This is a genomic window from Psychrobacter sp. W2-37-MNA-CIBAN-0211, from assembly GCF_040309405.1.
Lineage (GTDB): Bacteria > Pseudomonadota > Gammaproteobacteria > Pseudomonadales > Moraxellaceae > Psychrobacter > Psychrobacter glaciei.
Map to the genome: position 1 here is coordinate 344,349 of NZ_JBEOOU010000001.1, position 10,955 is coordinate 355,303.

The window sequence follows — 10,955 nt, forward strand, 5'->3', positions numbered from 1 at the left end:
TTAAGTCTAAAAACAAAATTGAGATTACGTCATGTATCAATATAACTACGCTGACCAAACCTTGGTAGAGGAACGGGTCGCCCAATTTCGCGACCAAACTGAACGGTTTTTGGCCGGTGAGCTGCCAGAAGATCAGTTTTTGCCCCTGCGTTTGCAGAATGGCCTTTATATCCAACGTTATGCGCCGATGTTGCGTATTGCTATCCCTTACGGCCTGCTAGCCAGTTACCAATTGCGTAAGTTGGCAGAGATTACTCGCAAATATGACAGAGGCTATGGGCACTTCACGACCCGTACCAATATCCAGTTGAATTGGCCAAAGCTAGAGGAAGTTCCAGACATATTGGCAGAATTGGCATCGGTACAGATGCACGCCATTCAAACGTCGGGCAACTGTATTCGTAATACCACAACTGATCCTTACGCTGGTATTCATCAAGAAGAGATTGCAGATCCACGTCCCTATTGTGAAATTATTCGTCAATGGTCAACCTTCCATCCTGAGTTTGCTTTTTTGCCGCGTAAATTTAAGATTGCTGTTATTGGTACAGCCAATGACCGCGCGGCGACGCAAGTGCATGATGTGGGACTACACCTAAAAACCAATGAGGCAGGCGAGATTGGTTTTGAAGTATTGGTTGGCGGTGGTCTTGGTCGTACACCAGTGATTGGTAAAGTGATTAACGAATTCTTACCGCGTCAGCATCTGCTCAGTTATCTAGATGCTATCTTGCGTGTTTATAACCTGCATGGTCGCCGCGATAATAAATTTAAAGCCCGTATTAAAATATTGGTGGAGAGCATGGGCGGTCCTGCCTTTGCCAAATTGGTCGATGCAGAGTGGGAAGCGCATACCAAAGATGGCGCGCTGACCTTAACAGACGAGAATTTTGCCACTGCCAGCAGTTTCTTTAGCGAGCCTGATTATGTTGCCTTCGACGCTCTGCAAGCACAGTCTGATTTGCAGCAGCAACTCAATGCCGATAAAGACTTTGCCAATTGGTACAATCAAAATACGGTCGCGCATAAAGTGTCGGGCTACCGTGCCGTTGTTATTTCGTTAAAAGCAGGGTTGGTCGACGGAAGCTATGTACCTTCGGGCGATGTCAACGAGCAGCAAATGGATGCCCTCGCTGACTTATCAGATAAATATAGCTTTGGTGAGTTACGCGGTACTTATCAGCAAAATTTGGTGTTTGCTGACGTGCAAACCAATCATCTGTATGAGCTATGGCAACAGCTGACTGAGCTTAATTTAGCGCGTGCCAATATAAACACCTTAACAGACATGATTGTCTGCCCAGGTTGGGATTATTGCTCGCTTGCCAATGCCACGACTTACAATATCGCTGAGCAAATCGAGAAACAGTTTGATGATCTCGACTACCTTTATGACTTGGGTGAGATTCGTCTAAACATGTCCGGCTGTATGAACGCTTGTGCGCACCATCATACGGGTGATATCGGTATCCTTGGTGTCGATAAGAAAGGCGAACACTGGTATCAAATTAGTTTGGGTGGTAACTCAAGCAGTGATGCCAAAATCGGCAAGATATTGGGTAAAGCAGTGCCAGCTGATGATGTCGCTACTACCCTACAAAAGATTTTGGACGTTTATTTAGAGCTGCGTGCTAGTAATGACAATGACGTAGAACTCTTTACTGATTTGGTCGATCGCGTCGGTATCGCTCCATTTAAGGAGAAGGTCTATGGGTAATCATCATGTACTAAATAGTGATGGTGTCGATATCAGTCAGACTGATACTTGGCATGCGCTTACCACCAATGAGATACCAGATGGTATCGCTCTCACAGAGATATCGCTGCTCGAGACCTTACAAAAGCAAGAGAAGCTCGACGTTGTCCTACCACTTGCAGACTTGCTGGATGCTAAAGGCACGCTCGCTGGTGGACTATTGCAGCAAGTATATGAGCTGTTGGGCGAGCATACTAGCCGTCTTGGTGTTTGGATTACCTCAGACACCGATACTGATGCGCTGGCAGGATTGACAGACTTTTTGTTAAAGCAAGATTTGATTGTGATTCATGTGCCAGCCTTTACTGATGGACGTGGTTTTAGTTTCGCACAGACGCTACGTCAGCTCGGTTTTCAGGGCGAGATTCGTATGGCAGGCAAGTTTGGCCGTGACCAAATTGCGTATCTACTGCGCGCGGGTGCCGACACTTTTGTACTTAGCGAGCACGATATGCAGTCTATCTCTGACATCAGTCAAGCGTTCAATGCGCTTGCCAGCAGTTATGATGGTCGCAACGCTGCCGACTTGCCGATGTTTTCAGGCACTTAATATTGCTATTCAGTAGCCATTATTTACTTTTAAGTATTTTGTTTATTTAACCATTTCTATATTAACAACAATTAAGGAACGTATTATGAGCCAATTACACCCAAATCTAGACCTTGACCAAGCCAACCAAGCGCTACAAGGTAAATCACCAGAAGAAATCGTAGCATGGGCATTGCAGCAAGCTAAAAACCCAATTATCACGACGAACTTCCGTCCTTATGAATCTGCTATTTTGCATTTGGTCGCCAAGCAACGTCCTGATATTACCGTATTATGGGTAGATTCTGGTTATAACACCGATGCCACTTATCGTTTTGCTAATAAAGTCATCAAAGATTTAGGTCTAAATGTCATTACGTATATCCCTAAACAAACGGCTGCCCATCGTGACGCCACTATGAATGGTATTCCGGGGATTGATAACCCACAGCATGACGAATTCACTGAACAAGTGAAGCTTGAGCCGTTCCGCCGCGCACTAGATGAGCTAAAGCCTGACGTTTGGTTCAATGCCATTCGTAAAGATCAAACCGAATTCCGCCAAGGTCTTGATGTGTTAAGTCTATCAAAAGATGGCGTGCTAAAAGTAGCACCGTTGTTTGAAAAAACAGATGCAGACTTGGATGTTTATTTAGACGAGCACAAACTACCTAACGAGCATGACTACTTTGATCCAACGAAAGTAGAAGAGAGCCGTGAGTGTGGCTTGCATACTCAGCTGTAATATCGACTGATTTTAGTTAAGCAAAAAGCCCTCTCATAAACGAGAGGGCTTTTTTCATTCTGTATGGCTATTCCCTTTTCAATCAAAAACCACCTTTAACATGTCAAAAACGAATATACTAATGCCAATACACTAAGTGAGACGTCGCACGCGATACCTCATAATGGGGTATATTTTACATTGAATAACTTGCTGGTGATGCTATGAACACCTTTCCGCTATTTTTTAAATTAGAAGACCGCAAAGTGCTGATCGTCGGTGGCGGCGATGTGGCGCTACGTAAGGCTGACTTGCTCAGCCGTGCTGGGGCTTGTATCACGGTACTGGCACCAACCATTATGGCTGAGATACAAGCTTTGCTATCTGATAGCAAGCACCAACTCATCTATGAAAACTATCATAAAACCTATATGACAGGCGCGCGTGTCATTATCGCGGCGACGGATGATGAAACGCTCAATCATCAAATTCATGCCGATGCTACCGAGATTAATATTCCCGTAAACGTGGTCGATACCCCGCCTTTGTGTGATTTTATTTTCCCTGCCATCGTCGACCGTAATCCCATTGTGATAGGTATTTCTTCAAATGGTAAAGCGCCCGTGCTGGCACGTCTGTTGCGTGCGCGTCTTGAGACCTTAATACCTCAAGGCTACGGCAAACTTGCCAAGCTGGCAGGCGATTTTCGTACTGAGGTAAAAAGCAAAATCCCAACCTTGACAGGTCGTCGGCAGTTTTGGGAGCGTGCTTTTGAAGGTCAAGTCAGTGAGCTGATGTTTGCGGGTAATGAAACCCAAGCGGCCGCCCAATTAAAAGCCGACTTGGACGACACGGCTGCCAAAATTGATAGAACCAGCAATGCAGACACTCAAACTCCACAAACAGCGATATCGGTGACTGATTCAAAAGATCAGCCACAACAACATCCTGAACATTCAGCTGCATCGCCTGAGCAAACGCCTATCGGTGAAGTCTATATCGTCGGTGCAGGTCCGGGTGATCCAGAGCTGCTTACGTTTAAAGCGCTACGTTTAATGCAGCAAGCCGATATTGTCTATTATGATGCGCTGGTATCACCGCAAGTATTGGATCTATGTCGCCGTGATGCTGATAAAGTATTTGTCGGTAAAAAACGTAGCAACCACGCCGTCGCTCAGCTTGGTATCAATGAGCTATTGATCAATAGCGCGAAAGAAGGTCGCCGTGTGGTACGGCTAAAAGGTGGTGATCCCTTTATCTTTGGACGTGGTGGTGAAGAAATTGAAAGCCTGCGCGCCCATGGCGTCCCGTATCAAGTCGTCCCCGGTATCACCGCTGCCAATGCTGCCGCAAGTTACGCTGGTATTCCGCTTACCCACCGTGATCACTCGCAGTCGGTACGTTTTGTCACTGGATTTTTAAAGGCTGGCGCGCCCAATAGCAACTTTAAGAGCTTTTTAAATACGGATGAAACCGTGGTGTTTTATATGGGTCTGCATTCGCTGCCGCGTTTGACCGAAGGCTTGATTGAGGCAGGACGCAATGCCGATACACCAATCGCTATTATCTCTAATGCCAGTATGCCAAACCAGCAGGTATTGACAGGGACGCTAGCAACCATTGTCGCTCAACAAGAAAAAGAGCAACTGCCAACGCCAGCCTTACTAATCATGGGTGATGTGGTCGCGCTACATCATGATTTGGCTTGGTATAATTTACAGAATCAGCAGCACAATCAAAACGTCAGTGACACCGCAAATAATTGGTTGCGTGGCGGTACAGCTGCGACACCCAAAGAAACAAGCTTGCAGCAGCAAGCACATGCCCTATCAATGGTGGCCAATCTAGCAACGCAGCAAGAAGATGGACTCGAGAAACTGGTCATTGATTAGTGACTCTCCTCAACTAAATCGACAACTTAATCGATAGCCACCTAAAGGGGCTAACCAAAATAAAACCCTATCAATGATATTTGGTAGGGTTTTATTTTGGCAGCAGAGCAAACAGCAATAATTCTTGCTAGAATGAAGGCTGTCTCTTACTCATTATTAAGCTCAACTATGTCCACACTTGCCGATACCAAATCCATGCCTATTAAACCTCTCACTATACTCCATACCTCTGATTGGCATTTGGGACGACGGCTTTATGGTCGCATGCGTTATGAGGAATTTGAGGCATTTTTAAGCTGGCTTGAAGAGATGATTAGCGCGCAAAAAGTCGATGTATTAATCGTTGCTGGTGATATCTTTGACACCATGACGCCAAGTAATAGAGCCCAAGCATTGTATTTTGAGTTTTTGGGTAGAGTGTCAAAATCCTGCTGTCAGCACGTAGTGATAGTTGCGGGCAATCACGACTCCCCTACTTTTTTAGATGCGCCCAGTCAGGTGCTTAAGTTTTTAAACGTTCATGTGATTGGTACGGCCTGTGACGACTTAACCGACGAAGTATTGGTTTTAAATGATGCAGATGGTACACCTCATTGTATTATCGCCGCTGTCCCTTATTTGCGCGACCGCGATGTGCGTAGCAGTAGTGCTGGCGAGTCAGCAGATAGCAAAGACGCAAACGTTATCAAAGGCATTCGCGCCCATTATGATGAAGTCGCTAGCATTGCCAAAGCTCAGCAGGCTAAATTAGCCGAAGCAAACCAACGTCACATTCCTATCATCGCGACAGGGCATTTATTCGCGGCTGGTGGCACTACTACTGATGATGATGGCGTACGTGAACTGTATGTGGGAAGCTTGGGCAAAATATCCGCCGATATGTTCGATGAATTCTTTGATTATGTCGCACTTGGTCACTTACATGTGCCGCAGCGTGTCGGTGGGCGTGAGAGTATTCGCTATTCAGGCTCGCCTATCGCGATGGGTTTTGGAGAGGCTCGCCAGCAAAAACAGGTATTGTTGGTAAAATTTGGCGAAGCTTCAAAGCGAATTACTGATGAGATGTCACCGTCAAAGGCAATTGATGAAGTTATAAGTTTTCAGGCGACAGAAACGGTAGTGCCTATCGAGAAATCCGTAGAGAAACTTTCTAAAAAAGTCGCCGATCAAGCAACTGAATTTATGGACGACTTGTTTGGCTTTGGTGAATCGGCAGACAGCGAAGCGATTATACCAAACGCGTTTGACGACTCAATTTCTAGTCAAGTAAACGCTATACAGAGCAACCACTCTACAAACAATTCCACAAATAATGCCATATTAGTCTCTAACCTACTACATTATGACGAATCACGTCAGATGCAGGTCATCTCTCTACCCATCCCAAAATTCCAAAAGTTAGCACAAGTCTCAGGTGATTTAGAATTCATTAATCAAACTATCGATAAAACCATTCAGTCTCTCGATGCAACTGAGTCCGTTTGGCTGGAAGTTATTTATACAGGTAATGAAGTGGTCAGTGAGCTGCGCGATCATATTCAGTCAATGGTAGATGGCTCGTCCTGTGAGGTATTAAAAATAAAAAATACTCATACTTATAATAAAGTCCTCAATCAACAGCAGATCTCTGAGACGCTCCAAGATTTAAATGAGCAAGAGGTATTTGAGCGTTGCTTAGTCGCACATAGTGTCCCTGATGAGCAAAAATCAATCTTGCGTGATGCTTATGAGCAAATCGTTTATAACCTTCGTCATGAAGACACTCAGGCCGAATAATAGCAGCTTATTACAGAGGCAATTAATAGCTTCTTAATTTATCATTACTGTTTCTCATCACTGCCATTTTCTTACTACTCTATATAAAAATAAGACCTGCCCATGCGACTGATTGAACTGCGACTCAAAAACCTGAACTCCCTAAAAGGCGAATGGCACATTGACTTTAGTGACCCCGCTTTTCTTAATGAGGGCATCTTTGCCATTACTGGGCAGACGGGCGCTGGCAAGACGACCATCTTGGATGCGATTTGCTTAGCACTGTATAGCCAAACGCCAAGATTGGGTGATATTACAGGCTCGACAAACGAGATCATGACTCAGGGTACAGGTGAATGCTCGGCTGAAGTCATCATCGAGATTGACTCAACACGCTATCAATGCTCGTGGTATCAACATCGTGCTCATAAAAAAGCCAAAGGCAACTTATTGCCGATCAAGCATGAAATCAGCGAGGTCGAAACTGGCAAGATTTTAGAAGAAAAAAAATCTAAAACATCGGTCTATATCCAAGACCTTATCGGCATGGACTTTAGTCAATTTACCCGATCTATTATGCTGGCACAGGGCAGTTTTGCGGCATTTTTAAAGTCTGATATTGGTGATAGAGCCGCCATTTTAGAGAAAATAACGGGCACTGCCATCTATGCCAAAATATCATTAAATGTGCATGAAAAGAAACGCTCTGAAGAAGAGGTGCTGAGCAATCTCCAAGCAGGCGTCAACAGCTTGTCTTTACTAAGCATCGAAGATGAACAACTGCTGATTGCAGCGTTAGAAGAGCTCAATCAACAGCAAAGCACACAACGAAAAACCTTTAAAACACTAAGCGAGCAACTACAGTGGCTAGACAACGTTCAGCAGTTACAGCAGAGTCTGTCTGTTTATCAAACTGAATTTGCAACAGCGCAGCAGGCACAGCAAGACTTCACTCCTGAAGCGCTGCGCTTAGACATTGCCAGCAAAGCATTGGAGATTGACAGCCAATTTCGAGAGCTGAGTCATAGCCGCGACACGGTCAAACGTCTAGGTATTGAACAACAGGAACTGCTTGATAAGCTTCCAGTACAGCAAGAAGCACTGACCCAGACTGCGGCTCAGTTAGACGATGCCAACACTGTTGAAAAGCAAGCCACGGAACGCCTTCAAACGACTTTACCAGTCATTGCCAAGACGCGTCAGTTGGATGCCAATATAAAACAGTTATCACAGTCTCTAGTAGATGATAATCAACGTAAAGATGTACTAGCAAGTAATGCTCACAAATTACGTCAAGAAATTGCTAACCACAAACAAACAGAGCAAGTGACCAAAACTCAGCTTAGCACTATAGAAAAGCATTTTAACGATAACCAAGAATTAAACGACCTCGATACGGATATAGCAACCTTTGATAATAGCTGTAGTCGACTAAAAGGGCTGCTACAGGACAATGTCCACTTAACAGAAGACAGTCTTGCGCTTAATCATCAATCCAAACAACTCAAGGCTGAATGTAATCAGTTATCTGAGCGGCAATCCGCAGATAAATTGAAGGTAGTACAACAACGTGAACAATTGACCCACTTGCAACAGCAACAATCGGCACTGCTCCAAAATCAATCAGTCGCTAGTATGCGTAGCGAACAAGAGCAAATCGATCACATTAGCAATCAAATTTCGCAAGCCAGCTTTAAGCTAAAGCAGTTGTCCGAGATTGTTGGCCAAATCACAAAGACCACTCTCTCGCTACCGACGCTAAATAATGAGTTAACAACACTAGAAAGTTTGCTGGCTAGCCATCAATCAGACATTCAAGATGCCAAAATCAAACGACAAGAAAAGCTGACACACTTAACCCTATTACAAAAAGTCGCTAAGCTTGAAGACTATATAACAGAACTAGAGGATGGGTTGCCCTGCCCGCTTTGCGGTGCACATGAGCACCCTTACGGCAAACAGCATCCATTATTAGACAATAATAACAACGATATTAGCAACCAAAATCAACCGTCTCAAATAAACCAAACCCAGCAGCAACTGGCTGAATTAGAAACCCGTATTGAGAGTCTTGAGCAGGCTTTATCGGGCTACCATATCGAATATGCCACAAAGCAAGAAACGCTTAACAACCAGCAGCAGCGACTAGCACCACTACAACAACAATCCAAAACCTTAGGCAGTGATATTCAGGGTTACATATCGTCGCTGTTAAATACCGACCATCGTTATTCTGAGTCGATTGCAGCCATTATCAAACCACTGGCGCAAATGAGTGACAGCATTAATACCGATATTTCGGATGTTGACCAGTGCGTATTTTTATTAGATACCGTTAAACAGCAGCTTATTGAACAAAAACAGTCCATTAAGATGACATTGCTTCATTATGACGAGCTGACTGAGAATGCATCCACCCTCCGTACTGCAATCGAACATGACGAAAAACAGCAGCAGGCACTGATCAGCAATATCAATAACTTAACAACTGATATCACGCTTCACGCGCAGAAAATTGAAGGTATCGAAGGTAGGATTTTGGCTAACTTCTCTGAGCTAGCGCCCGCTATGACAATGATTTCATCTTTAGTGCGCAAATACCCTGTAGATAAATATAAGAATGATTTCAGTATCGATTTTGAGTCAACAGTCATTCAAAACGTACTGGGACAACTGGATAACAGTATCGATCAGCACACTGTGCTCGATAACGCAGACTATGACCGTCATATTGATGTATTGCGTCAACAGCGTAGTGCGCTTAATCAGTTGAAACAAAAATTTAATGAGAAAAAAAATAGCCAACAGCAGCTCACCAATACGTTAAGCAGCTTGGCTGCGCAGATTGAGACTAAGCAAGATCAGCTTACCAACGATGAAGTAGCTTTCGCAAAAATAACAAACTTCATTGCCAATAAAACCAATGATATTGAACAACTAAGCCACTCTAGAATAGATGTTTTCTCAGATAAAAATCCAGACCACGAAGAGACGCAATTACGCAGTACTATTGATGAGACTAAAGTTAAGCAAGTAGTAGCACAAAGGCGGTTAGATGCGGTGCAGCAAGCATTAGAGCAATTAACGACTAGAAAGCAACAGCTAGAGATGGAGCTACAGTCTGCCACTGTCATGATGGGTAGTAAGCAACAAACCTTTACTGATTCACTTGCAGAGTCGCAATTCGCTGATGAGTCAGAATTTATCAATGCACGCCTGCCTAAAGAAGAGCGAGAAGCCCTACACATACGCAAATTGGCGATTGATAATGCGTTATATCAAGCTAAGTTACAGTTGGATGTCACTCAGCAAGCGTTAGAGCAAAAGCTTGCCACCCTTATGACAGAACAAAGCCGAGACACACTTGCTGAGCAGCATCACCAGATTCAGACGGATATTGATCAGTTAAGTCAAAAAATCGGGGCTATTGATCAAAAGCTCACAGACAATCACAACCAAAAAGGACAACAAGTGGCTCAGCTTGTTGCTATCAATGCACAGAAACAAAAGCTGCAAGTTTGGCAACAGCTCCACATTTTAATTGGTTCGGCTGATGGCAAAAAATACCGTACCTTTGCCCAAGGCTTAACGTTTGAGGTCATGATTAGCCATGCCAATAGCCAATTACAAAAGATGAGTGATCGCTATTTGCTGATTCATGACGATAACAATCCGCTTGAGCTAAATGTCATCGATAACTACCAAGGCGGTGATATTCGCAGTACTAAAAATCTATCCGGCGGTGAAGGTTTTATTATCAGCTTGGCACTCGCACTAGGACTATCACAAATGGCCAGTCACAATATTCGCGTCGATTCGCTATTTTTGGATGAAGGTTTTGGGACACTTGATGAAGAGTCACTTGATATTGCACTCGACACCTTAACCAGCCTGCAACAAGAAGGTAAATTAATTGGTATCATCTCGCATGTACAGGCATTAAAAGATCGTATTCTCACTCAAATTAAAGTTGAGAAACTTTCAGGAGGATTCAGTCAGATATCTGGTCAAGGTTGTCAGAAGGTGCTAAGTTAACGCCGTTATTAAAAAACAGCGTAACGATAAAGGCCATATATAGTCAGTGCAAAGTAATATCGATACATCACGCACTGCTGATATCAATTTTTTGTAGCCTCTGTCTGCACAGGCACAGCAAGCAAGTAATATCGATATATCAGCAGTATCGTCGCATTTTTGGGGTATTTTGACTATAACGTGACAGCCAACGTTTAATGACCATCGTTTATTGAATAATAAAAAACCACCGTTAATGGATAACGGTGGTTTTTTTACGATCAT

At 44.0% G+C, this 10,955-nt stretch carries 6 protein-coding genes; all 6 read left to right on the forward strand.

Annotation, left to right across the window (positions count from 1 at the left end; translation table 11 throughout):
- Positions 1 to 31 precede the first annotated feature (31 nt).
- The 6 genes from AAEY72_RS01485 to AAEY72_RS01510 all read left to right on the forward strand — a co-directional run bounded on the left by AAEY72_RS01485 (position 32) and on the right by AAEY72_RS01510 (position 10,691).
- Entirely contained in the window at positions 32 to 1,717 is a 1,686-nt protein-coding gene (locus tag AAEY72_RS01485; RefSeq protein WP_010198040.1) for a nitrite/sulfite reductase, read from the forward strand.
- Positions 1,710 to 2,306 carry a DUF934 domain-containing protein gene (locus AAEY72_RS01490; protein ID WP_352309188.1) on the forward strand — a complete coding sequence of 199 codons (597 nt, stop codon included), beginning with the start codon at positions 1,710 to 1,712 and terminating at the stop codon, positions 2,304 to 2,306. Before AAEY72_RS01485 ends, AAEY72_RS01490 begins: the two co-directional genes overlap by 8 nt.
- Before the next feature lie 85 nt (positions 2,307 to 2,391).
- A complete protein-coding gene (locus AAEY72_RS01495; protein WP_010198043.1) occupies positions 2,392 to 3,030 on the forward strand; it encodes a phosphoadenosine phosphosulfate reductase domain-containing protein in 639 nt (212 codons plus the stop codon).
- 203 nt (positions 3,031 to 3,233) lie between these two features.
- Entirely contained in the window at positions 3,234 to 4,901 is a 1,668-nt protein-coding gene (cysG, locus tag AAEY72_RS01500) for a siroheme synthase CysG (RefSeq protein WP_352309189.1), read from the forward strand.
- 168 nt (positions 4,902 to 5,069) lie between these two features.
- Positions 5,070 to 6,677, forward strand: a complete 1,608-nt coding sequence (locus AAEY72_RS01505) for an exonuclease SbcCD subunit D C-terminal domain-containing protein (RefSeq protein ID WP_352309190.1) — start codon at positions 5,070 to 5,072, stop codon at positions 6,675 to 6,677.
- Positions 6,678 to 6,779: 102 nt separating this feature from the next.
- Positions 6,780 to 10,691, forward strand: a complete 3,912-nt coding sequence (locus AAEY72_RS01510) for an AAA family ATPase (RefSeq protein WP_352309191.1) — start codon at positions 6,780 to 6,782, stop codon at positions 10,689 to 10,691.
- Positions 10,692 to 10,955 lie beyond the last annotated feature (264 nt).